The organism is Yinghuangia seranimata, from assembly GCF_029953285.1.
GTDB lineage: Bacteria > Actinomycetota > Actinomycetes > Streptomycetales > Streptomycetaceae > Yinghuangia > Yinghuangia seranimata.
Window position 1 is genome coordinate 415064 of record NZ_JASAOI010000002.1, and the last position, 21804, is coordinate 436867.

General features: G+C 73.6%; 24 protein-coding genes. 12 read left to right on the plus strand and 12 right to left on the minus strand.

Features of this window, described 5'->3' with window-relative positions; all coding sequences use genetic code 11:
* Positions 1-56: 56 nt before the first annotated feature.
* The gene (locus QI554_RS02080; RefSeq protein ID WP_281465106.1) at positions 57-626 is read left to right on the plus strand and encodes a GNAT family N-acetyltransferase; all 570 of its coding nucleotides are present in this window, start codon (positions 57-59) and stop codon (positions 624-626) included.
* A gap of 56 nt (positions 627-682) precedes the next feature.
* Here the strand turns inward: QI554_RS02080 and QI554_RS02085 are convergent, their stop codons facing one another.
* Positions 683-1447 carry a hypothetical protein gene (locus tag QI554_RS02085; RefSeq protein WP_281465108.1) on the minus strand — a complete coding sequence of 255 codons (765 nt, stop codon included), beginning with the start codon at positions 1445-1447 and terminating at the stop codon, positions 683-685.
* A 372-nt stretch (positions 1448-1819) separates the two neighbouring features.
* Positions 1820-3241, minus strand: a complete 1422-nt coding sequence (locus QI554_RS02090; RefSeq protein WP_281465110.1) for an MFS transporter — start codon at positions 3239-3241, stop codon at positions 1820-1822.
* A gap of 102 nt (positions 3242-3343) precedes the next feature.
* Between QI554_RS02090 and QI554_RS02095 the strand changes: the two genes are divergently transcribed.
* Positions 3344-4480 carry a helix-turn-helix transcriptional regulator gene (locus QI554_RS02095; RefSeq protein WP_281465113.1) on the plus strand — a complete coding sequence of 379 codons (1137 nt, stop codon included), beginning with the start codon at positions 3344-3346 and terminating at the stop codon, positions 4478-4480.
* An 87-nt stretch (positions 4481-4567) separates the two neighbouring features.
* On the plus strand, positions 4568-5761 hold the full coding sequence (locus tag QI554_RS02100; RefSeq protein ID WP_281465115.1) for a phosphotransferase family protein: 1194 nt from the start codon (positions 4568-4570) through the stop codon (positions 5759-5761).
* 45 nt (positions 5762-5806) lie between these two features.
* Here the strand turns inward: QI554_RS02100 and QI554_RS02105 are convergent, their stop codons facing one another.
* A complete protein-coding gene (locus tag QI554_RS02105) occupies positions 5807-7054 on the minus strand; it encodes an outer membrane protein assembly factor BamB family protein (RefSeq protein ID WP_281465117.1) in 1248 nt (415 codons plus the stop codon).
* A gap of 362 nt (positions 7055-7416) precedes the next feature.
* Between QI554_RS02105 and QI554_RS02110 the strand changes: the two genes are divergently transcribed.
* Positions 7417-7587 (plus strand): hypothetical protein, encoded by a 171-nt coding sequence (locus tag QI554_RS02110; protein WP_281465119.1) that lies wholly within the window; start codon positions 7417-7419, stop codon positions 7585-7587.
* A gap of 243 nt (positions 7588-7830) precedes the next feature.
* On the opposite strand, the gene QI554_RS02115 is transcribed toward QI554_RS02110, so the two are convergent.
* The gene (locus QI554_RS02115) at positions 7831-8229 is read right to left on the minus strand and encodes a DUF3037 domain-containing protein (RefSeq protein WP_425527899.1); all 399 of its coding nucleotides are present in this window, start codon (positions 8227-8229) and stop codon (positions 7831-7833) included.
* Between the two features lie 89 nt (positions 8230-8318).
* Positions 8319-9098 carry a HipA family kinase gene (locus QI554_RS02120; protein ID WP_281465124.1) on the minus strand — a complete coding sequence of 260 codons (780 nt, stop codon included), beginning with the start codon at positions 9096-9098 and terminating at the stop codon, positions 8319-8321.
* 219 nt (positions 9099-9317) lie between these two features.
* On the opposite strand from QI554_RS02120, the gene QI554_RS02125 reads away from it, so the two are divergent.
* Both QI554_RS02125 and QI554_RS02130 read left to right on the plus strand, forming a co-directional pair.
* The gene (locus QI554_RS02125) at positions 9318-10133 is read left to right on the plus strand and encodes an ATP-grasp domain-containing protein (RefSeq protein WP_281465126.1); all 816 of its coding nucleotides are present in this window, start codon (positions 9318-9320) and stop codon (positions 10131-10133) included.
* Between the two features lie 200 nt (positions 10134-10333).
* The gene (locus tag QI554_RS02130) at positions 10334-11233 is read left to right on the plus strand and encodes a LysR family transcriptional regulator (RefSeq protein WP_281465128.1); all 900 of its coding nucleotides are present in this window, start codon (positions 10334-10336) and stop codon (positions 11231-11233) included.
* A 1-nt stretch (position 11234) separates the two neighbouring features.
* Here the strand turns inward: QI554_RS02130 and QI554_RS02135 are convergent, their stop codons facing one another.
* The gene (locus QI554_RS02135) at positions 11235-11807 is read right to left on the minus strand and encodes a L,D-transpeptidase (RefSeq protein ID WP_281465129.1); all 573 of its coding nucleotides are present in this window, start codon (positions 11805-11807) and stop codon (positions 11235-11237) included.
* A 257-nt stretch (positions 11808-12064) separates the two neighbouring features.
* On the opposite strand from QI554_RS02135, the gene QI554_RS02140 reads away from it, so the two are divergent.
* The 3 genes from QI554_RS02140 to QI554_RS02150 all read left to right on the plus strand — a co-directional run bounded on the left by QI554_RS02140 (position 12065) and on the right by QI554_RS02150 (position 15632).
* Positions 12065-12274 carry a hypothetical protein gene (locus tag QI554_RS02140; protein ID WP_281465132.1) on the plus strand — a complete coding sequence of 70 codons (210 nt, stop codon included), beginning with the start codon at positions 12065-12067 and terminating at the stop codon, positions 12272-12274.
* A 9-nt stretch (positions 12275-12283) separates the two neighbouring features.
* Complete coding sequence (locus QI554_RS02145) at positions 12284-12535, plus strand: DUF7660 family protein (protein WP_281465134.1); 252 nt, start codon at positions 12284-12286, stop codon at positions 12533-12535.
* Between the two features lie 112 nt (positions 12536-12647).
* On the plus strand, positions 12648-15632 hold the full coding sequence (locus tag QI554_RS02150; protein ID WP_281465136.1) for a helix-turn-helix transcriptional regulator: 2985 nt from the start codon (positions 12648-12650) through the stop codon (positions 15630-15632).
* 21 nt (positions 15633-15653) lie between these two features.
* Here the strand turns inward: QI554_RS02150 and QI554_RS02155 are convergent, their stop codons facing one another.
* Both QI554_RS02155 and QI554_RS02160 read right to left on the minus strand, forming a co-directional pair.
* The gene (locus QI554_RS02155) at positions 15654-16391 is read right to left on the minus strand and encodes a VOC family protein (protein ID WP_281465137.1); all 738 of its coding nucleotides are present in this window, start codon (positions 16389-16391) and stop codon (positions 15654-15656) included.
* Positions 16392-16441: 50 nt separating this feature from the next.
* Positions 16442-17380, minus strand: coding sequence for an oxidoreductase (locus tag QI554_RS02160; RefSeq protein WP_281465139.1), 939 nt, complete (start codon positions 17378-17380; stop codon positions 16442-16444).
* A gap of 82 nt (positions 17381-17462) precedes the next feature.
* Here QI554_RS02160 and QI554_RS02165 point away from each other — a divergent pair, with 82 nt between their 5' ends.
* The 3 genes from QI554_RS02165 (at position 17463) to QI554_RS02175 (ending at position 18835) form a co-directional block, all read left to right on the plus strand.
* The gene (locus tag QI554_RS02165) at positions 17463-18071 is read left to right on the plus strand and encodes a TetR family transcriptional regulator (protein ID WP_281465141.1); all 609 of its coding nucleotides are present in this window, start codon (positions 17463-17465) and stop codon (positions 18069-18071) included.
* Entirely contained in the window at positions 18058-18186 is a 129-nt protein-coding gene (locus QI554_RS02170; protein WP_281465143.1) for a hypothetical protein, read from the plus strand. The genes QI554_RS02165 and QI554_RS02170 overlap by 14 nt, the downstream gene beginning before the upstream one ends.
* A 79-nt stretch (positions 18187-18265) precedes the next feature.
* Positions 18266-18835: a YdeI/OmpD-associated family protein gene (locus tag QI554_RS02175; protein ID WP_281465146.1), complete on the plus strand. Its 570-nt coding sequence runs from the start codon at positions 18266-18268 to the stop codon at positions 18833-18835.
* 16 nt (positions 18836-18851) lie between these two features.
* Here QI554_RS02175 and QI554_RS02180 read toward each other — a convergent pair whose 3' ends face one another.
* From QI554_RS02180 to QI554_RS02195, 4 genes are all read right to left on the minus strand, one after another.
* The gene (locus QI554_RS02180; protein WP_281465148.1) at positions 18852-19442 is read right to left on the minus strand and encodes a GOLPH3/VPS74 family protein; all 591 of its coding nucleotides are present in this window, start codon (positions 19440-19442) and stop codon (positions 18852-18854) included.
* A gap of 367 nt (positions 19443-19809) precedes the next feature.
* The gene (locus QI554_RS02185; protein WP_281465149.1) at positions 19810-20028 is read right to left on the minus strand and encodes a hypothetical protein; all 219 of its coding nucleotides are present in this window, start codon (positions 20026-20028) and stop codon (positions 19810-19812) included.
* Positions 20029-20201: 173 nt separating this feature from the next.
* On the minus strand, positions 20202-20804 hold the full coding sequence (locus tag QI554_RS02190; RefSeq protein WP_343230746.1) for a hypothetical protein: 603 nt from the start codon (positions 20802-20804) through the stop codon (positions 20202-20204).
* A gap of 59 nt (positions 20805-20863) precedes the next feature.
* The gene (locus QI554_RS02195) at positions 20864-21568 is read right to left on the minus strand and encodes a TetR/AcrR family transcriptional regulator (protein ID WP_281465153.1); all 705 of its coding nucleotides are present in this window, start codon (positions 21566-21568) and stop codon (positions 20864-20866) included.
* Positions 21569-21804: the final 236 nt, after the last annotated feature.

Here is a 21804-nt window from a genome sequence, read left to right on the forward strand (position 1 = left end):
GTCGGTGATGGGATGGGCGGGCACCGGCCGCGCATCGCGAGGGGAGCCCGCCCACCATGACCGCCCCGTCCGCCCCGTCCGTCCCGAGTCCGTACCGCGTCACCCGGCTCACTGCCGACGACCTGGTCGCCGCCGTCGACTCGCTTGCCGACATGCTCGTCGACACCGTCGCGCACGGCGCGTCGCTGGGCTTCCTCGCCGACCTCGACCACGCCGAGGCACGGCGCTGGTGGCTCACGCACGCCGACGACATCGCGGGCGGACGCGCATGGGTGTGGGCCGCGTTCGGCGCGGATGAGCGGGTGGTGGGAACCGTCCAGGTGCGGCCGTCCGACAAGCCCAACGGCCGGCACCGCGGCGAGGTCGTCAAGATGATGGTCCGCAAGGACACCCGCGGCACCGGCCTCGGCCGACGTCTGCTGACCACGGCGGAGGAAGGCGCCGAAGCGGAGGGGCTGACTCTCCTCGTCCTCGACACCGAGACCGACAGCGACGCCGAGCACCTGTACCGCAACTGCGGCTGGCTGCACTGCGGCAGCATCCCCGACTTCGCCACGGACCCGCGCGGCACGCTGCGCGCCACGACTCTGTACGCCAAGCGGCTGGGCGCGCCTGCGGGGGAGTGACGGGATCTCCCGCTAACGCACCGTGTCGTAACGGAGGTACGCCACGCGCGGGGACGTCAGCCCTTGGGGAGTTCCTGCTTGACCCGGGTCACCATCAGCGTGACACCGCGCACCACCAGGTCCTCGGTGGACGACTCCGTCGGGGGCCTGAGGTCGACCGCGAGCGAGCTCACGGTCACCGTCCCGCGCCGGGCGACGACCCATACGTAGGGGCCGTTGCGGTCGCCGTCCGCCGCGACCCAGGTGGCCTCGACCGCGACCGACTCGTCGGCGTCCGGGAGCACGCTCGCGGCGTCGACGACGCGGATGCTGGTGACGCGTTCGCCGTTGGACAGGGTCTGCGCGGGACAGCGCTCGGCGTCCGCGCGGACCTGCTCGAAGTCGGCCCGGGCGGCGTCCTCGTCCTGATAGGCGGTTGCGACCGATACGGCGAACACCCGTTCGCCGCCTGATCCGTCGGGGAGGTAGGTGTAGCGGGCCATCGCCGCCACGGCGCCCGGCGTGACGCCGTCCGCGGCGGCCTTGCAGTTGTCGCCGAAGGAGTACCGGGTCAGCGACTCGTCCTCGTACTCCTGCTGCGGCACATAGCCCGGACCCCAGTCCTTCGGGGTCAGCGTCACGGCGCGCACCAGCCGTACCGCCCGGTCGCCGAGCGGGGTCTCCGGGGCGGGCTCGGCCGACGTCGGTGTCCGGGTGCCGGTGGGAGCGGTGGTCTTCTCCTGCGGGCCGGCGGAGGACGACGTGGCGGCCTGGTGCGCGCCGCCGCCCATGCATCCGGCGGCCAGCACCGCAGCCGCGGCGAGGACCGTCCACCGGCGCATGCCCTGGGCACGCCTGACGGGCGTGCGTACTACCTGTGCACGCCTGACCGGCGTGACTGTGACCCGTACACGCCGACCCGGCGTTCCCAAGACCCGTCCCCTTGTCCGCACCGCCGCCCCCCAGCCGCCCCCAGCCGCGCTCCCCAGAGCGATTGTGCGCCCGGCCGCCGCGCCACACCACCCCAATTGCCGTGCTTTTGGGCGGGTTGTGCGGACCTCCCGCCCGTTCATGCCGGTCGGTGGGCGACCACCTCACAGTCCGCGACCACGTCGTCGAACGTGTCGGTCTGGCGCGCGCGGCCGACTGCCGCACAGCCGGCCGCGCGCCGCCGAGCCCTGCGGCGCCGGTGAGTTCAGCCGCGCCGCAGTCCCTCAGCTTCGCCGCAGCGCCAGCGCGCTCACCGCCGCCAGCAACGCCGCCGAGGCCAGGCCGACGCCCGTCACCCATCCCGCGTTGCCCGGACCGCCGCCGGCCTCCAGGAACACCGTCCCGAACACCGCGACACCCACCACCTGGCCGAACTGCACCACTGTGGCCAGGATCCCGCTCGCGTCCGGCGCGTCGGCCGGCGGAACCCGCCGCAGACCGAGCGCCATCACCGGACTGAACGCCGCCGCGAGCGTCAGACCGATGGCCATCAGCGTGCCGATCAGCGCGAGCTGCGGGGCGTCCTCGTGCTGCGCCCACGCCAGCGTCAGATACGCCGCGGCCGCCGGCACCAGCGCGACCGCCGGCAGCGTCGGGTACCACCGCGCGGGCAGCCGCTGCCAGTTGAGGCTGACCACCGCGAACAGCGTCGCCGGCGGTACGAACACCAGCCCCGCGTGCAGCGCCGAATAGCCCAGCCCGCCCTGCAGGTACAGCGCGACCGTGAACAGGAACCCGGCGTACGACGCCATCATCAGCAGCAGCGTCACCGCGGCCGCCACGACGCCGCGCGTCCGCAGCAGATGCCCCGGCACCAGTGGCGCGCCGCCCGACCGCGCCACGCCCTGCTCGACGCGCGCGAACACCGGGAACAACAGCAGCCCCAGCGCCATGCACACCCAGCCCCACACGGGCCAGCCCTGGTCGTGCCCGAGCACCAGCGGCACCACCACCAGTACGAGCGCGGGCGAGACCACCAGCAGGCCGCGCAGGTCCAGGCCGCGGGCGGCCTCGGCGCGGTCGTCCGGCATCACGCGCGGCGCCACGGCGAGCAGGACGAGCCCGACGGGCACGTTCACCAGGAACACCGGCCGCCACGACAGCCCGAACAGGTCCGCGCTGACCAGCACGCCGCCCAGGATCTGCCCGGCCACCGCGCCGCCGGCGATCACCGCCGCGTACCGGCCGAGAGCCTTCGCGCGCGCCTCGCCCTGGAACTGCCGTTGGATCACCGACAGCACCTGCGGCACCATCAGCGCCGCGCCCGCGCCTTGCACCCCGCGCGCCCCGATCAGCGAGCCGGTGCCCGGCGCGAGCCCGCACGCCAGCGAAGCGCCCGTGAACACCGCGAGCCCGGCCAGGAACATCCGCCGGTAGCCGAGCATGCCGCCGAGCCGCGAGCCCGTGACGATCAGCGCGGCGTACACGATCGTGTAGCCGGCCACGATCAGCTGCAGCGACGAGCCGGACGCGCCGAGGTCCGAACGCATCGTCGGAGCCGCCACGTTGACCACCGACACGTCGAGCAGCGCCATGAACTGCCCGGTCAGCACGGTCGCCAGTAACAGCCCCGCACGGCCCCGTGCGGGCCGCTCCGTAACGGTCCCGGCGCCTCCGGCCGGGCGGGAAACCACGGTTTCTGTCATGCCGCCAGCGTCGCCGCGGCCCGGTACCCGTAAAAGAGAGGTGGTTATCCAGGTATAAAGGCCACCTGGAAGCGGCTGTTCCGGGGGGCGAGGATGAACGGCATGAGCCACAGGCGCGCGGAGACCCCGGTGCCCGTACCGGACTTGGCGGAGGTACGGGCACCGGACCCGGCCGCGCGCCCGGCCACCGCGGGCGCGGCCGACGGGGCCGCCGAAGCCTCCGCCGGCACCCCGCCGGCCACCAAAGCCGCCGCCGGTGCCCCCGCGGCCGACAGCCCGCACAGCCGCCAGCTCGTGCGGCGCGGCGAGTTGTCCGCGTTCCTGCGCAGCCGACGCGAACGCATCCGCCCCGCCGACGTCGGACTGCCCCAGGGGAGTCGGCGCCGCACGCCCGGGCTGCGCCGCGAGGAGGTCGCGCAGCTCGCCGGCGTCGGCGTCACCTGGTACACGTGGCTCGAGCAGGGCCGCCCGATCAAGGCCAGCGCCCAGGTCCTGGACGCCGTCGCCCGCACGCTGCGCCTCGACGTCGGCGAACGCGAACACCTGTACCGGCTCGCCGACATCCCCTCGGTCACCCTGCCCGACGCGGGCGACCACGTGCGCCCCGAGGTCCAGCAGATCCTCGACCACCTCGACCCGCTGCCCGCCGCCGTCTACAACGCGCGCTACGACACGCTGGCCTGGAACTCCACCTACGCGGCGATCTTCCCCGGCGTCGCCCTCGCCCGGCGGACCGAACGCAACGTCCTGTGGAACGTGTTCACCGTGGACCGCTGCTGCTGCGTGTTCGTCGACCCCGCAAGCGAACACGCGCGCATGGTCGCGTCCCTGCGCGCCGCCTACGGGCGCCACGTCGGCGAGCCCGCCTGGACCGCGTTCGTCCAACGCCTGTGCGAGGCCAGCACCGCGTTCGCCACCTTGTGGGCACGCCAGGACGTCCTCCTCAACGACTCGCACACCAAACGCGTCAAGCACCCCGAGGTCGGCGTGCTGACGCTCACCTCGACGGCCATGGCGCTCGACGTTCCCGAGACCCGCATGGTCGTCTACACGCCGACCGGCGACGACACCCGCGCGGCCATCACGCGCCTGCGCGGCATCGCGTATCCGCGCGTGGGCTGCCCCAAGCACGGCTACCTGCGGTACGGCAACCCGGCGGTGTTCGGCGGCCACGCGGCCTACCGGGTCTCGGACCACCCCGACGACCCGGCCTTCGGCTTGGTGGACGCGGCCCGATAACCCGCCCGCCCGTCACCCCCCATATTCGAGTCGCTGCGCTCCCACCCCTCTTCCCGTCGCCCCCCACCGCCCGTATGTGAGGCCGCCTTGCTCCGCCCCCTGCTTGACGCGAACCACGCCGCGCTCGCCGACCTGGTGGGCCACGCCCTCGGCCCCGCCGCGCCCGGCGGCCGCGCGCCCGAGGTGACCGCCGTCGAACGCCTCCGCGGCGGCTCGAAGAAGGGCGTCTACCGCGCGCACACCGCCGACGGCCGCTCGGCGGTCGTCTACGTCTGGGACCCGGCGGAGGACTACTGGACGCACGCCGTCGGCCGCGCGGGCCAGGCCGACCACGACGACCAGGCCGGCCACGACGACCAGGCCGGCCACGATGACCGGGGCGAGCACACCGACCACACCGCCCACGCGGACACAGGCCCCTTCGCCCACGCGAACAGCTTCCGGCTCTTCCAGGCCGCGCACGACCGGCTCAGCGGGCTCGGCGTCCGCGTCCCGCGCCTCCTCCTGGCCGACGCGACCACCACCCGCTTCCCGGCGCCCTTCGCCGTCGTCGAGGACCTGCGCGGGGGAACCCTGGAAGACCTCCTGGACACCGACCCGGGCCGGGCCGGGCCCGTCCTCGACCGGCTCGGCGCGATGATCGGCGCGATGCACGCGGCCGCACCGCCGTACGCCGGAGCGCGCTGCGGCAAGGCCGCCTACATCGACGCGGGCCCGGACACCGCGAGCCCTGATGGCACCGGCGCCGGCCCGGACGCCGCGCCCTCCGACGGCGCCGGTCCCGCGGACCCGCCCTGCGAGGCCCACGTCCTCGCCCGCGCCCTCGACGACCTCGCCGAAGCCGCCGCCCGCGACCCGCGCGTGCACGCCGACCAGGACCGCCTGCGCGCCCTGCTCAACGAGCACGCCCGCGCCGTGCGTCCGCGCGCCGGCCTCAGCCTCATCCACGGCGAACTCGGCCCGGACCACGTCCTCGTCGACGACGACGGGCAGCCCGTCCTGGTCGACATCGAAGGCCTGCTCTACTTCGACGCCGAGTGGGAACACGTCTTCCTACGGCTCCGGTTCGGCGAGCACTACCCCCGACTCGCCCGCGCGGCAGGCGTCCTCGACACGCTCGACGAGCCCCGTATGCGCCTGTACGGGCTCGCCATGCACCTGTCCCTGGTCGCCGGCCCGCTCCGGTTGTTGGACGGCGACTTCCCGGACCGCGAGTTCATGCTCGGCATCGTCGAGCACAACCTTCACGAGGCCCTCGCGTACGGCCGCACGCCCGACTGACCTCCACCAGACGTCCCCCGGGGCGCGTGCCGTTCACGCGGGGGCTCAAGCGCTGGTGCGGTACGCGACGAGCGTGCCGTCCTGTTCGAGCGTCGGGCCGAAGTACGCGTCGACCATCAGCGCGGCGACGCGCGGTGTGCCCGGCTGGTCCGCGCCGGTCGCCGCGTCCAGCAGCACCGGCTTGTGGTCGACCTCGGCGTAGACCACGCCGTGCCACACGGTCCGCACCGCGGGCACGACGCGGTGGGCGGCCGTGTCGGGCAGCTGCCACAGCACCTTGCCGCTGGTGGCGTCGTACGCGGTCACATGGTCCGGGCTCGCGGGCGCCCCGCTGACGCACACCACGACCGAGCGCTCGTCGTATTGGCAGAACGCGGCCCCGACCGGGTCCTCCACGCGGAGCTCGCCGCCGTCGGCCGCGTTCAGGACCACCTGGACGTCCTTCGCGCGGTCGTGGTCGTACGTGACGACCAGCGCGAGGTGCGGGCCCAGGCCGTGCGCGCCGTGGACGTCGATGTACTGCGGGCGCTCCCACGCCGTCGCGCCATCGGTGAGGTCGAGGGCGACGAGCTTGCTGTCGGCGGCGCTGAGCATCACTTTGCCGAGCACGCGCCCGTCGGCGGTGTGGAACGCCCGGAAGTCGTCGTGCCGCCACAGCTGCCTGCCGGCGCCGAGGTCCACCGCGAAGGCCGCGTTGTGGTCGCCTCGGCTCACCGCCACGACCGCCGTCGTGCCGCTGACGCCGACGAGGTCGGCGCCGACCGAACTGGTCGAGTTGGGGTCGTTCGCCCAGTCGGGCAGGTCCAGCGGTACGTCCAGCGCGGCCCCGTAGCCGGCGGTGTCCATCGCGACCACCTCGACCGCCGCGCGGGCCGCTGTGGTCCCCTGAGCGGGGACGGCACCCACGAACGCGCTCACCGCCGGCTCGCGCCCGTTCACCGCGGCGGGCCGCGGCGCGGCGTTCGGCGCCGCCGGCCCCCCGGCCGACTTGGGCGCGGCGTTCTTGGCCGCGACCGCACCGAGGGTGCGGCCGGTGTTCATGTCGAACGCGGTGAGTGCCGACGGGCCGCCGACGACCGCCACGGCGTCGCGCAGCATGACCGCGGGGCGCAGGGCGGTGTAGCGGCTGCTTGCGCTCTGGCCCGCCATGGCGTCCGCCGGCAGCGCGGGGGTGTCCGGGCTCCTGAAGTCGAGCGGCGGGTCGTGCGGCGGCCAGCCGGCCGCCGCCCCGGACGTGCCGGGGGCACCGCTGGGCGCCTCGGGACCGCGTGCGGACGCCGGCCTGGCCGGCACCGGCCCCCCGAGCCGCCGTCTCCACCACCGCGACAGGCCGTCGCCCCGAGGGCGAGAGTGGCCGCTATCGCGGCCAGACGTGCGAACTTCCCCGACGTACGCATGCCGTGCCCATTGTTCCGGCCGCGTCTGCCGCGGCGGTGCCCCCGTGATCGAGACCGCATGTTAGCGATCTTGAACCGCCGCCACGCGGGTCCCATGCGACTCCGCCGGCATCCCCGTATTTACGGCGGGCACGGGCGGCCCCGACGCCCCGGATCCCTGCAAGGGCTCCAACCGGTCCGCGTCCGCGCGCTAACCTGCGAAGCAGGGCTGTTGTCCCGCAGCCCGCCACCGACGCCGAAGCCGGCCGGGAGGGCCCTATGAACGGTGTCACCCCGAGCACACCCACCCGTGGGATGGTCATCTGCTCCGGGATCTACCTCGCTGTGGCCGCCCTCTACACCGCCCTGTACGACGCCGTGGCCTGGGTATGGTTCGGCTGGTCCGTGATGGCCATCATCACCGCTGTCCTGGTTGCGACGGAGCGTTGACCGGCCTGTGCGGCACGGCGTGGGAGCCGCCCGCGGCGTAGTGCGCGGCCGAGGGCGCCTTCGACGGCCGCATCCGCCCGACCAGGGAGTAGCCGGTCACGGCCCACTGCGGCGTGGCCACCGATGTGCCGGTGTCCACGCTGATCGCGGGGAGCAGGATGCTGACCGCGGAGGTGTTCGCGTTCTATCCGACGGCCCAAGCGGGCGACGTGCGATGGGCGAACCGCCTCGTGAACCGCCGTCTCAGAGCACCAGCAGGTCGAACAGCCGGTCCAGCTCGGCCGCCGGATTGGCGGTCAGCCCGCCGTGCACCGGCCCGGGCTGCACCACCGCGCTGCGCGGCGCCGTCAGCCACCGGAACCTGCGCCCCAGCGGCTCCGACGCCGCCGGCCCGCCGCCCGGCGCGCCCGCACACACCAGCTCCCACGCCGCCAGCGCGGCCCGGGTCTGCACCGAATCCGCCGTCCGGTCCAGCGCGCACAGACGCGGCACGTCGAGGAACGTGCGCGCGCCCAGGAAGTCGAACGCCTGGCTGTACAGCACCACGCCGGCGTTGATGCACTCGCCGCGGTCCACCCGGGGGATCACCCGGATGATCGCGTACTCGAAGAACTCCCGCCGCCGCACGGGCGGTTCCGCCAGGAGCGGCTCCGCGGCCGCGACCTCGGTCGGGATGTCGGCAGGGGACGCGGCACCGGACGGAGCCGCACGCAGGGGCGTACCGGAGGTGCTCATGCCGCGTCCACCGCCGGAAGCCACGCCTGCCGGTTCGCGAGCCGGTCCAGCAGATGCGTCGCGTACGCCTCGCGCAGCGCGTCCGCCGAATCCAGCCCCAACGCCACCTCGGCCTCGCTCGGCACCAGCCAGTCGTCCGGCACCAGAGCCGTCACCTCACCCAGCAACTGGGACGTCACCAAGGGCGCCAGCGCCTTGTCCGCCTCCTCCATGTGCCCGGCCGCCGTCGGCGCCAGCACATGGTCGGACGCGTCGTACGGCCGCACCGCCGCCGCCTTCGCCGCCTGCCACGCGTGGTGGAACCACAGCGCCGCGCCGTGGTCGATCAGCCACAGGCGGTCGTGCCACACGAGCAGGTTCGGATTGCGCCACGTCCGGTCGACGTTGCTCGTGAACGCGTCCAGCCACAGCACCCGCGCGGCCGTCTCCCCGTCCGGCTGCCACGCCACCGGGTCGAACCCGACCGACCCCGGAAGGAAGTCCATCCCGAGGTTCAGCCCGCCGGACGCGTGCAGCAGGTCCTGCACCTCCTCGTCCGGCTCGCTCCGCCCGATCACCGGGTCCAACTCCACCCGCACCAGATCCGGCACCCGCAGCCCCAGCCGCCGCGCCAACTCGCCGACGATCACCTCGGCGACCAGCACCTTCGGCCCCTGACCCGCGCCGCGGAACTTCACGACGTAGGTCCCCAGATCGTCCGCCTCGACGATCCCGGGCAACGAACCGCCCTCGCGCAGAGGGGTCACATAGCGAATGGCGTGGACAAGCGAAAGCACAAGATCACCCTACCGGGCCTCCGGACCCTCCCCGCGGAACCGCCCCGCATGCCGGTGACCAACCCCGCACCCGTGACCGTGCTGGGGCGGGGGGTGCGTGTCGGCGACCGCAACCGGCGACGGGCGCGTTCGAGTACGCGGACGCCGAGCCGTCCGCTAGGTGAAGCCCGGCTGATATCCGGTGTCGCGTTCGTTGTGGCCTGCGGCATTCTCGGGGGCATGACCGCCACAGCCGTCCCGCGCTCCGACCGTGTCCTCGTTCTCGCGCCGCGCAGCACCGAGACCGATCGGCAGCTTGCGACCGCCGCGTACCGGCGGGGGATGCGTGTCGAGCGGCTCACCGGGTGGACGGCTCCCGCCGAGCTCCACGGGCTTGCGGCGCACGTCTATGCCGGGCCGCTGTTCGCCGACGCCGTGGCCGCCGACCTCGAGGTCGGGTTTCTGGAGGCGCCGCCGGGCTGGCTGGCCGAGCTGCCGTACGAGTTCGTCGGGCGGCGCGTCGAGGCGAGCACGCTCGCGCACGCCTGGACGCTGCGTCGTCCCGTCTTCGTGAAGCCGCCCAACGACAAGTCGTTCGCGGCGAAGGTGTACCGCGACGGGACCCAGCTGCCCGGCCCCGACGCCGCCGACCCGGACACGGAGGTGCTGATCTCCGAAGCGGTCACGTTCAGCTGCGAGTTCCGGCTGTTCGTGGTGGACGGCGAGATCCGGGCCGCGTCGCGGTACGCGGTCGCGGGGGACCTGGCCGTGGCACCCGTCGAGGAGTGCGCCGAGGGGGCGGACGCGCTCGCGTTCGGCGCCGAGGTCGTCGCCGCCGAGGCCGGCAACCTGCCCAGTGCGATCGTCGTCGACGTCGGCCTCGTCGAGGGCTTCGGCTGGGCGGTCGTCGAGGCCAACGCCGCCTGGGCTTCCGGTGGTTACGCGTGTGACCCGGACGGGGTCCTCGAGGTCGTGCTGCGCGCCGGAGGGCCCGTGGCGGAGGTGGCCGGGAGGGACCGGAGGTTCGTGCGTCCCGCGCCGTCCGTTGTGCGGTGAGGCGCTGAATCGCGTCACTCGGAGTGAACTCGCAAGCCCGGTGGCGCGGTTCGGTGTGCGCTCGCTAAGGCGCAGGTGGGCGGCGTTGACACGTGTTGAATCCAGCGGGTCAATTCATTGACTTTCGAACGGCCTTGCCGTTGCCAAGTCTTTCCCTTCGTTACATCGAGATGTCGGCGCCGTGTCGCTACCTTGCGCCCGTGACCCTCACCCAGCTGCGCTACCTCATCGCGATCGCCGAACACGGCGGGGTGTCCGCCGCGGCGGAGGCGCTGTTCACGACGCAGCCCGCGCTCACGCGCGCGGTACAGGCGTTGGAGCGTGAGCTGAAGGTCGCGCTGGTCACCCGGGGACCCGGCAGGACGAGGCTGACGCGGGAGGGCGACCGGGTCGTGCTGCTCGCGCACACGGTGCTGGCGGGCGTGGACGCGATCGCCGGGTGCCTCACCCCGCCGCCGCCCGCGACCGCGCCCGTCGAGCCGGTACGCCTGGGCACCACCCCCGCGCTCGCCATCCAGATGATCAGCGGCCTCGCGCCGCGCTTCGCCCGCCACCTGCCCGGCATCTCCGTCGACGTCACCCGTTACCTGGGGCGCGACGACATCTTCGAGGCGCTGCGCGCGGGCCAGATCGACGTCGGCCTGACCGACACGCCCGCGCCGCCCGACCTTGAGATGGACCTGCTGCGGACGTACGAGGTCGTGCTCGTCTCCCCACTCGGCGTCGACCTTCCGGACCCCGTGCCGTGGGCGGCCACCGACGGCCTGCCCATGATCCTGCCGTCGCGCGGCAGCACCCGTCGCGCCGACTTCGACGAGTTCTTCGCGACGGCCGGGGCCCGCCCGCACATCGTCCTGGAGACCGACGAACGCGGCGCGTGGCTGACGGCGGTGGCGGGCGGCGTCGGGTCGATGCTCTGGTACCGCGACCTGGTCGGCTCGTTCAGCAGCGTGGTCACGGCCCGCTCCTTCGACCCGCCGATCAACCGGACGATCGGGCTCGCGTCGACGCGCAAGGCCAAGCGCTCCGAGGTCCGCGCCTTCTACCGCTTCGCGCGGCGCGCGAGCACCGTTGCGAAGGAACTCCCGGGCACGCCCTGACTTACGGTCGGCTGCCCCACAGGAACACGTAGTCGCCGTTGCGGGTCAGGGAGAAGACCTTCTTCGCGTCGCTGAAGCGCATGTTGACGCAGCCGTGCGAGCCCGGAGGGTCGGTGATCGCGCCCGCGTAGGCGTGCAGGGCCTGACCGCGGTCGAAGTACTGGGTGTACGGCATCGACACGTTGTACAGGCTCGAGTACTCGTGGGCCTTCTTGGCGTAGATGCGCTTCAGGCCGGTGCGGGTCGGAAAGGCCTTGCGGCCGCTACGGATCGGGACGGGGCCGAAGGTGCGGTTGCCGTCCTTGTCCTGCGTCCACAGGGTCTGCTGGGTCAGGTCCACGCACACGATGCGGACGTAGCCGAGCGGGCACGGCGACGCCTCCGCCGGGGTCGCGGCGTCCGCGGCCGGGGCGAGGGCGGCGACGAGGGCGCCGGCGAGCGACACGGAGACCAGGCCGTGGCGCGATGGCCGCACACCGCGGTTGCCGTTACCGTCGCCGGACCCGGCCCCGGTGGCGGCGGTGAGTACGCGCCGCACGGAACGGTGGACGACGGTACGCATGGCCGATCGCATGTCGGTCTCTCCAGCTCGCTCGGGCCGCGCCTTCCCAGGCGGGCGACGGCGTCCAGCATCCCGGGCGCGGCCTGCGTCGCGCATCTTCGCGTTCACCCTTGAGGAGTACGGGATTTCGGCTGTTCGACGGGGGAGGAGAGGAAGGCCAAGGTCACGCGCGGGGCCTACCGCGGTCGCACGAACCCGATACTTTCGTCGGTGGTGCCGTCGACCTCCGGCGCTATCGGCGGGTGGTGCGCGGGCGAAACGATCGACGCATGAAAAAGCTCCTCGAAACCGTCGGCTTCGTGCTCGCCGCGCTAGGCGGCGCCGGCGTCGTCCAGCATTACTTCGGCTGGTTCCGGCTGTGGGCGGTGACCCGTCATCTCACGTTCCTGGACGGGTACTTGCTGTGGACGAACATCGGCCTGCTGCTGATAGGGGCCACGCTCATGTTCGCCTCGGACTCCATACACGAGCCCCACTAGCGTGGGGCCATGCCGATATCCCCGGGTGACAACATCGCCAGCCGTACCGAACTGGCCGCCTTCGTCCGCGCCCTACGCGAGGACTACCTCACGCGCGGCCACGAGTGGGAAAACGACAACCTCGACGACTACCTGGAATCGCTCGCGGCGTGGATCGACGCCGCCGACGGCTGGCACCGCAACGCCGGGAAGGAGGCGCCAGCCGGCGGTGACTGGACGTTCATGGCACGGGCGCTCCAGGCGGCGACCGTCTACGAGTAGCCCGATCCCATCCCGTCACGCCCCGGCCCGAGCCGTCCGGGTCGTGTACTTCACACAGACCCGCGCACGGGGGTCTGCCCCGGCACGGGTCCGGCGTGACATGCTCGCGCCCATGCACAATCCGGTCAGCCCCGTCTTCGTCGGCCGCGCCCACGAACTGGACGTTCTCGACGAAGCCCTGCGCGCCGCCGACTCCGGCACGCCCGCCGTCGTCCTGATGGCCGGCGAGGCCGGCGTCGGCAAGACCCGCCTGCTCGAGGAGTTCCTCGCGCGGGCGGCCGCCGGCGGCGCCGTCGCCACCGTCGGCGCGTGCGTCGAGCTCGGTGCCGAGGGCCTGCCCTTCGCGCCCATCGCCGGCGCGCTGCGCGGACTCGAGGCCGCCCTCGGCGACGAGCTCGCCGCCGCCGCGCACGGCCGCGAGGCCGACCTCGCGCGCCTGGCCCCCGGCATGGTGCCCGGCGCGCAGCCCGCCGGCGACACCGACGAGCCCGGCGACCGGGTCCGCCTGTACGACCTGACCCTGCACCTGCTGGAGACCCTCGGCGCCGAACGCACCCTCGTCGTCGCCATCGAGGACCTGCACTGGGCCGACCCCGCGACCCGCGGCCTGCTCGCGTACTGGGTCCGCTCGCTGCGCCGCGCCCGCGTCCTGATCCTCGCGACCTACCGCGCCGACGCCGTCGACCGGCGCCACCCGCTGCGCCCGGTGCTCGCCGAGCTCGACCGGGTGCGCACCGTCCGCCGCGTCGACCTCGAGCGCCTGACCCGCGACCAGGTCGCCGCCCAGCTCGCCGGCATCCTCGGCGACGAGCCGTCGATCCAGCTCGTCGAACAGGTGTACACGCGCTCGGAAGGCAACGCGTTCTTCGTCGAGGAGCTCGCCGACAGCGTCCGCGACGGCCGGCTGACCCGGTTGTCGGACTCGCTGCGCGACCTGCTCCTCATCCGCATCGAGCAACTGCCGGAGAAGGCCCAGCGGGTGGTGCGGCTCGCCGCCGTCGGCGGGGCGAGCGTCCAGCACGACCTCCTCGCCGACGTCGCCAGTGCACACGCCCACCTCGACGGCGACGACCTCGACGAGGCCCTGCGCGCCGCCGTCGGCGCGTACGTGCTGGCCCCCGCGCGCGACCGCGACGGCTACGCGTTCCGGCACGCCCTGGTCCGCGAGGCCGCGCTCGACGACCTGCTGCCCGGCGAACGCGTCCGCAGCCACGCCGCCTACGCGCTCGCCCTCGAGTCCGCGCTGGGCTGCAGCCCCGACCGGCCATCCGAGGACGACCTCACCGGAAGCATCGCCATCCACTGGTGGCGAGCCGGCAACGCCGAGAAGGCGCTCCCGGCCCTCCTGCGCGCCGCCGACAAGGCCCGCGCCCGCTACGCGTACGGCGAGCAGCTCCACCTCCTCGACGCCGCCCTCGAGGCCTGGGAGCGGCTGCCCGACCCCGCCGGGCTCTCCGGACGCACGCAGGTCGAGATCCTCGAACAGGGCGCGAGCGCCGCCCGCTACCTGAACGACGTCGACCGCGGCCTGGCCCTCGTGCGGCAGGCCATCACGCTCGTCGACGCCGAGGCCGACCCGCGGCACGCCGCCCAGCTGTGGCTCATGCGCGCCCACCTGCTGCGCACCAACGCCCGCGCCTCCGGCCTCCCCGAGCTGCGCAAGGCCGAGGAACTGCTCGCCCGGCTCCCGGAGTCGACCGAGCACGCCGCCGTCCGCGTGCAGATCGCCCGCACCCTCATGCTCGGCGGCCAGGCCGACGGCGCCGTCGGCGACGCCCGCGAGGCACTCGAGATCGCGCGCCGCATCGCCGACAAGTCCACCGAGGCCGACGTCGCCAAGATCCTCGCCTGGTTCCTGCTCGGCACCGGCGACATCGAGGAGGCCGAGGCGCTCGGCAAGGCCGCCATCCGCGCCGGCGAGGAGGCCGTCGAGCGGACCGGCCGCGCCGACGCCCTCAGCAGCTCGCTCGCCAACCACGCCTCGCTCCTGGAAGGCCTCGGCCGGCACGAGGAGTCCGTCGTGCACGCCCGGCGCGGCCTCGAGGTCGCGAACGCGCACGGGCAGCGCCAGATGTCCGTCTTCACCGCCGGAAACCTGTTCGAGAGCCTGCTGTCCCTCGGCCGCTGGGACGAGGCCGACAAGGTCGCCGACGAGGCGTTCGCCCTCAGCCCAGGCCTGCGCACCGCCGCGCACCTCGAACGCCTGCTCGCCGAACTCGCCATGCACCGCGGCGACACCGACGCCGCGGCGCGCCACCTCAACCGGGTCCGCACCGCCGCGAGCGAGATGTACATGGAACCCCAATTCCGCATCCCGCACCGCATGGTCGACGTCATCGCCGCCCGCCACGCCGGCCGGCTCGCCGACGTCCGCGAACTCGTCAACGCCCAGATCGCCGAAGGCGTCCTCGCCGGCCACCAGCGCTACGGCTGGCCGCTCGCCTCCGAGGCGGCCCAGGCCGAGGCCGAGGCCGTCGCCGCCGACGGACCCGACGAGACCGCCCGCGCCCAGGCCGCCGCGATCCGGGCGTTCGCCGCCACGCTGCAGCGGGACTGCGACCTCGACGAGGCGTACGCCGCCACCGTCGCCGTCCACCTCGACCACATCGACGGCACCGCCACCCTCGACCAGTGGCGCGCCGCCGACGCCGCCTGGCAGCGCACCGCCAAGCCCCACGACCAGGCCCGCGCCAAACTCGCCCTCGGAGCCGCCCTCGCCGCCGCCGGCCGCCGCACCGAAGCAGTGGAGGCACTGGCCGCCGCGCACGCCACCGCCGAGGCCCTCGGCGCGGAACCGCTCCGCGTCGAAACCGAACTCCTCGCCCGCCGCGCCGGCCTGACCCTCACCCCACAGGCCCCCGGCACCACGCCCGCGACCACCGACGGCCTGGGCCCCGCCCTGACCCCGCGCGAACGCGAGGTCCTCGCGCGCCTCGCCCAGGGCCACAGCAACCGGCGCATCGCCGAGGACCTGTTCATCAGCGTGAAGACGGCGAGCGTCCACGTCTCGAACATCCTCGCCAAGCTCGAGGTCGCCAACCGCGGCGAAGCCGCGGCGGTGGCCCACCGGCTGGGCCTGGTGGAGGAGTCGGCGTAGAAGGACGCCCCGTGCCGCGTCTCAGCGCGGCGTGAGCAGGCAGAACTCGTTGCCCTCGGGGTCGGCGAGGACCGCCCACGGCACGTCGCCCTGGCCGAGGTCGACGTCGGTGGCGCCGAGCCCGTGCAGCCGCTCCACCTCCGCCGCGTGGTCGTCGTCGGGGTACGGCGCGAGGTCGAGGTGGACGCGGTTCTTGACCGTCTTCACGTCGGGCGTGCGAATGAACTCCAGGTACGGCCCGACGCCCTTGCCGGAGCGCAGCGACGCGTGGCTGTCGGCCACCTCGTGCGGCGTCCAGTCCGTCGCCTCGTCCCAGAACCGGGCCATGGCGCGCGGGTCCGCGCAGTCGACGACGACGGCGGCGATCGGCCCGGTGTCACGGTAGACGTCGCGGGGCTCCAGGACGCAGAACTCGTTGCCCTCCGGGTCGGCGAGGACCGTCCACGGGACATCGCCCTGACCCACGTCGGCGTGCGTCGCGCCGAGCTCCAGCAGACGCGCGACCAGCTCCGCCTGATGGGCCGCGGAGGTGGTGGCCAGGTCGAGGTGCACGCGGTTCTTCACCGTCTTGCGTTCCGGGACGCGGGCGATGTCGATGCAGACGGCGACGGGGTCGGGGTAGACGAACCCCTCGGGCTCGAGGTTGGTCACGCCGGGCCCCTCGCTGGACATACTCCAACCGAGTACGTCCGCCCAGAACCGGCCGAGCGCGGTGTCGTCCAGAGCGTTGATGTTGACTTGGACAAGTCGCGTCGTCATGGCGCCGATCCTAAGCCCGCACACCGATGGCAACCGGTCCGAAGAGGCGCTCAAGCAGCCGCCGGGAGCCCGAACCTCACCGCCGTCAGCTCCTCCGACAGCTCCCACAGCCTGCGGCCGGTTTCGGCGTCCGCCGCCCGCGGCGCCGGCTCCACCACCTTGGGCGCGCCGCGCAGTTCCCCCATGCCGTCCGGGCCGAAGAACTGCCCGCCCTCGACGTCCGGGGCGGTCGCGGCGTAGAGCGTGGGCAGCGCGCCCTGGTCCGCCGTCTGGGCGAGCGGCAGCAGGAGGCGGCCGAAGAGGAACCTGACCATGCCCGTCGGCGAGCTCGTCTGCAGGTTCGTCGCGGTGTAGCCGGGGTGCGCGAGCAGGCTGCGCACGGGGCTGCCGGCCGCGGTCAGCCGCTGGTGCAGCTGCCACCCGAAGACGGCGTTGGCCAGCTTCGACTGGTTGTAGTAGCCCATGGGCGAGTAGCTGTGCTCGCCGGTGAGGTCCTCGAAGTACAGGGCCGCCTTGCGGTGGTTGGCCGAACTCACCGTGACCACACGGGGATCGCTGCCGGCCTCCAGGAGGTCGAGCAGCAGACCGGTCAGCGCGAAGTGGCCGAGGTGGTTCGCCGCGAACTGCACCTCGTGGCCTTGCGGGCTGAGCGTCCGACGGGGCGGCGCCATCAGTCCGGCGTTGTTGACCAGTACGTCCAACCGCGTGTGCTCGGCGTGCAGTTCGTCGGAGAAGGCACGCACCGAATCGAGGTCCGCCAGGTTGACCTTCCGCACCTCGAACACGCCACCTGGAATCTCGTCGGCCAGCTGTGCGACCGCCGCGCGCCCTTTGCCCTCATCCCTCACGGCGAGGATCACGTGCGCGCCGCTGCGTGCCAGTGCCCGGGTGGTCGCGAGGCCGAGACCGCTGTTGGCCCCGGTCACGACGAACACCCGCCTGCCCAGGTCGGGAATCTGCTCGGCGGCCCAGCCGCGCTCAATGCTCATGTGGCACACGCTGCCTGACATGACACTTAGTGTCAAGCAGTGCGCGTGATGCCATTCAAGGCGCGGAGGGTACTCTGAGGCAGTGAGTTCCCGCCCTGAAGTGACCCTGGCCGAACGCAAACGCCGACTCGTCGCCGACGAACTGGCCCGCGCCGCCCTGCAGCTGCTGGCCCAAAAGGGGTTCGACGCGGTCACCGTCGACGAGATCGTGGCCGCCGCCGGCGTCTCCAAGCGGACCTTCTTCCGCTACTTCGCGTCCAAAGAGGACGTGGTGATCCAGTTCCTCGCCGACATGGGCACCACCATGCGCGCCGAACTCGCCGCCCGCCCCGCCGCCGAGTCCCCGTCGACCGCCCTGCGCCACACCGTCTGGGTCTCCATCGACGCCTGCGCCGGGCACACCCGACAAGCCCTGCCCGTCGTCCAGTTGATCCTGGGCACCCCGGCCCTCCTGGCCCGCTTCCTGGAACGCCAGGCCCAATGGCGCGACGACCTGGCCGCCGAACTGGCCACCCGCCTGAACCTCGACCCCCGCGCCGACCTGTACCCCCACCTGGCCGCCGGCATGGCCCTGACCGCCTTCGGCACCGTCCTCCAACGCTGGAGCGCCAGCAACGGCACCGAAGACCCCAAAGCCCTGACCGACCGCGCCTTCACCGTCATCGCCCCGGCCCTGGATGCCGTCGGCTGACACCCAGGCGATCGCGGACTTCACCGGACCGAGCATCTTCGTCTACAACGACATGACCCACCTCCCCACCGACCTGCGCTGGACCGGATTCCCCGCACAACTCCGCACACCCTGACACCGACACGGCAGTCGCCCCCCAACCCGACCGCAGCGCGCGCCCGAGCCGACGGCCTGGCACGGCCTAGCCTGGCGGGATGGAGGAGATCGACGGGGTTGAGGTCGTCGTTTTTGTGGATGCTGAGGCGTTCGACGAGTGGTTGGCGGGTCATCACACGCGGGATGAGGGCGTGTGGGTCAAGGTCGCCAAGAAGGGGTCCGGGGTCGCGTCCGTGACCGCGGACGAGATGGTCGACGTCGGGTTGTGCTGGGGCTGGATCTCGGGGCAGCGTCGGTCGTACGACGGTCGGTTCTACTTGCAGAAGTACGTTCCGCGGCGGCCGCGGAGTCTGTGGTCGCAGGTCAATGTCGACAAGGTCGCGGCTCTGGCGGCGGCTGGGCGGATGCGTGAGCCGGGGCTTGCCGAGGTGCGCAAGGCACAGCGGGACGGGCGTTGGGACGCTGCCTATGCGCCGCAGTCGACGGCTGCGGCGCCCGAGGAGCTCGTGGCCGCGCTGAGGGGGAGCCCGGCGGCGGAGGAGGCCTTTGCGGCGCTCGACAAGACCGCCAGGTATTTGGTCTTGCTGCCGATCCTTCAGGCGCGTACGAGCGAGGGGCGCCGGGCGGCGGTGGACAACGCGGTGCGGGTGCTCGGGGGCGAGGCGTAACCGGCCGGCTCGGACGTCAGAAGCCGCGCCAGACGTTGTCGAAGGCCGCCTGTTCGATGTCGTGCCGCTGCTGGATCGCGGCGAGTTCGTTCGCCGCGTCGGTGACGGCGCCCAGCACCGTGCCCTCCGCGCCCGGCGCGTCGTCGTCGACCAGGTCGTGGAAGCCCGCCGCGGCGGCGAGGGTGGTCAGGACCACGTCGTCGGAGGCCAGGAGCTCGTGGACGTGCTGCCGTTCGTCGGTGTCCGGCAGCGTGGCCTCGCCGGCCAGGAACGGCATGCGGCCGGGCTCGACGGTGAGCTCGCCTTCGGCCTCGAACTGCCCGATGTAGGCCGCCGCCAGCCCGCGGCCGCGGCGCCACAGCCAGTCGTCGAGCCGCTCGTACGGGGCGACACGCACTATCGCCGTCGCGGCCTGGTTCAGCAGGGCGTCACCCGCCGGGGCCACTCCGGCCGGGAGGATCACGTCGCCGTCCAGCACCGCCGCCTCCGCGCGCAGGAGCTCGATCAGCTCGGCCCCGGCCAGAGCGAGCGACAGCGCGCCCTGTGAGACCGGGCGCTGCCGGTCGGCTTCCAACGCGGCGGTCATCAGATCTCGGGACACACTCATCGGTCGCTCCAGGGGAGACGGGGCCCAGTCACGAGCTTAGGCAGGCGGAATCCGCGCCGCACCCGCACCTGAGACCGGCTGCTCACCCGGCGCGGCCGGGAGTTCCCTGGCTTCGTGACCGGTCGGCTACTGCCGCACGGCCCTGGCCGCCTACTGCGGCACGGCCCCGGCCGCCTACCTGACGCGACCCGGCGCTCCAAGGCGCCGCGACCGGTCGGCTACCGCCGCACGGCCCGGCCGCCTACCGGCCCGGCCCGGTGCTCCCTGGCGTCGTGATTCGGTCGGACGTCGCTCACGGGCCGGCGTCTACCGAGCCCGGTGCTCCCTGGCGTCGTGATTCGGTCGGCCGTCGCCCGCGGGTCGGCTGCTATCCGATCCGGCCCGGTGCTCGCCGGCGTCGCGACCGGTCGGCCACCGCCGCGCGGGCCGCCGCCTGCCAGGCCTGGCGTAAGGCCAGGTCCAGTGCGGTGCCCGGTTCGACCGGTTCGCCGCGCTCCTCCTCGTACACCGCGGCGAGCTCCAGCAGCGTGTTGAGGCTCGCCCGGTCCATGACGGCCGCGCCGTCGGGGGTGATTCGCAGTCCCATGCCGGGGCCAACGAGCACGTCGGCGGGGCGACGCGGGCGGCCTGGCGATCATGACGAAAGCCGGGCCCTGGCTTGAGGCGCGCTTTGGCGCGGCTTTGCGGAGCGGCGGGATGGTGATCTTCCGCTATGGGCGGCGTCAAGGCGTCGGGGGAGTCGAGGGCGTCGGGTCGAGGTCAGAGCGCGAGGGCGCGGCCGAGGGCGGTGGTGAGGGAGGCCGCGTGGTCCGGCACGTGCTCGTCCGCCCAGGTGGCGGCCAGGGCGAGGAAGTCCGCGAGGTCGCGTCCGGCCCCGGCGAGCAGGTCGCGCAGAGCGTCGGTCGGCAGCTCGACCACCGGGCTGTCCGGCCGCTCGCAGTCGACGGTCAGGCGGACGGTGTCGCCTACGCGCTCGGCCAGCGGGTCGGGGTCGTGACCGAAGGACGCCGACCCGCCGTCGAGCACGTCGTACCATGCGCGCCAGTCCTCGAGGCCGTTGCAGCAGCCGGGGAGGAACTCGACGCCGGTGGACGTGTCGGTGACGCGCATGCCGCCCGCGGCGAAGGGCGTGTCGACGGTGAGCAGTCCGTGCAGGAACGCGCCGACCGGGTCGTCGGGCCGGGGCGGGCGTCCATCGTGCTCGGGGTCGATGTCGTTGGAGAACGCGATGCGCATGAGCGCCGCCCCGACCTCCTCCGAGGTGAGTCCGGCGTGCAGCGGCGTGAAGCCGACCCGCCCCGGCGCGGCGACCGGCCACAGGGCGAAGTCGCGGGAGGGAACGGTCTCCAGGACGGGCTGCATGACGAACACCGGCGCGGCGTCCCGCTTCCGCCGCCTGCCCGCCGTGTGCCGGCCCCCGGTCACGGGATCCGCAACGCGGCCGCGAGGAGGTTGGTCGGCTCCGCGACGACGTCGTCGAGGGTCGCCTCCACCAGGCCGAGGCACCAGTCGTGCGCCAGGCCGTTGACGGCGCCGACGAACGCGTAGACGGCGACCGGGTGTTCGCCCGCGGGGCGGTCGAGGTCGGCGTAGGCGTCGGCGATGTCGAGGAGCAGGTCCACCCAGCGCGTCCGGCGGTCGCGGCGCTCGGCCTCCAACTCGGGGTTCACGCCCACGACTTCGACGTACAGCAGGCGGGCGATGCGCGGGTCGCGGGCGGAGACCTCGACGTAGACGCGCAGGACCACGCCCGCGAGTTCGCGGGCGGGCGGGAGGCCGGGTCCGGCGACAACGGCGGCCAGTGCCTCGGCCGCAGCCTGCTCGGCTTCGGCGTGCGCGTCGCGGTACAGCGTGGTCAGCACGCCTTCGAGGGACGCGAACTCCTCGTAGAACCGCCGTGTGGACAGCCCTGCTTCGGCGCACAGCGCGGCGATCGTGGCGGCCCGGTGGACGGTGCGGCCGCCGAACGGCTCCAGGCCGGCGGCGAGCAGTCGGCGGCGGCGTTCGGCGCGCCGGTCCTCGGCGGGGCGGTCGGCGTAGCGGCCCGTCGGGGCGGCGGCGCGCGGGCTCGGCGCGGCTGTCCGCGAGGCAGGCGTCCGCGGCGCGGGTGTCAGCGGTGCGTCCATCGAGGAAATTGTCCCGGCCGGGTCTTGCCGCCGCACGGGCACCCTCGTTGCCTTCAGGTAACCGAATCTGAAGGGATTCGTTTCGGATTTGCGTACGTCATCTTGCCGGCCCGCCCGCGTGCGCTGCCGCGGGGCGCGCTGCAGCCCTACCTGCCCCTCGGCGGAGCCCCCGGCCGGGGGGGGCCGGGGGGGGGGGGGGGGGCCGGGGCGGCGCCGGGCCCCCGGCGGGGGGGGGG

Coding starts and splice junctions, on each gene's coding strand:
- QI554_RS02080 (WP_281465106.1), top strand. CDS start 57: ATGACCGCCCCGTCCGCCCCGTCCGTCCCGAGTCCGTACCGCGTCACC.
- QI554_RS02085 (WP_281465108.1), bottom strand. CDS start 1,447: ATGCGCCGGTGGACGGTCCTCGCCGCGGCTGCGGTGCTGGCCGCCGGA.
- QI554_RS02090 (WP_281465110.1), bottom strand. CDS start 3,241: ATGACAGAAACCGTGGTTTCCCGCCCGGCCGGAGGCGCCGGGACCGTT.
- QI554_RS02095 (WP_281465113.1), top strand. CDS start 3,344: ATGAGCCACAGGCGCGCGGAGACCCCGGTGCCCGTACCGGACTTGGCG.
- QI554_RS02110 (WP_281465119.1), top strand. CDS start 7,417: ATGAACGGTGTCACCCCGAGCACACCCACCCGTGGGATGGTCATCTGC.
- QI554_RS02125 (WP_281465126.1), top strand. CDS start 9,318: ATGACCGCCACAGCCGTCCCGCGCTCCGACCGTGTCCTCGTTCTCGCG.
- QI554_RS02135 (WP_281465129.1), bottom strand. CDS start 11,807: ATGCGATCGGCCATGCGTACCGTCGTCCACCGTTCCGTGCGGCGCGTA.
- QI554_RS02140 (WP_281465132.1), top strand. CDS start 12,065: ATGAAAAAGCTCCTCGAAACCGTCGGCTTCGTGCTCGCCGCGCTAGGC.
- QI554_RS02145 (WP_281465134.1), top strand. CDS start 12,284: ATGCCGATATCCCCGGGTGACAACATCGCCAGCCGTACCGAACTGGCC.
- QI554_RS02150 (WP_281465136.1), top strand. CDS start 12,648: ATGCACAATCCGGTCAGCCCCGTCTTCGTCGGCCGCGCCCACGAACTG.
- QI554_RS02155 (WP_281465137.1), bottom strand. CDS start 16,391: ATGACGACGCGACTTGTCCAAGTCAACATCAACGCTCTGGACGACACC.
- QI554_RS02160 (WP_281465139.1), bottom strand. CDS start 17,380: ATGAGCATTGAGCGCGGCTGGGCCGCCGAGCAGATTCCCGACCTGGGC.
- QI554_RS02170 (WP_281465143.1), top strand. CDS start 18,058: ATGCCGTCGGCTGACACCCAGGCGATCGCGGACTTCACCGGACCGAGC.
- QI554_RS02175 (WP_281465146.1), top strand. CDS start 18,266: ATGGAGGAGATCGACGGGGTTGAGGTCGTCGTTTTTGTGGATGCTGAG.
- QI554_RS02180 (WP_281465148.1), bottom strand. CDS start 19,442: ATGAGTGTGTCCCGAGATCTGATGACCGCCGCGTTGGAAGCCGACCGG.
- QI554_RS02185 (WP_281465149.1), bottom strand. CDS start 20,028: ATGGGACTGCGAATCACCCCCGACGGCGCGGCCGTCATGGACCGGGCG.
- QI554_RS02190 (WP_343230746.1), bottom strand. CDS start 20,804: ATGCAGCCCGTCCTGGAGACCGTTCCCTCCCGCGACTTCGCCCTGTGG.
- QI554_RS02195 (WP_281465153.1), bottom strand. CDS start 21,568: ATGGACGCACCGCTGACACCCGCGCCGCGGACGCCTGCCTCGCGGACA.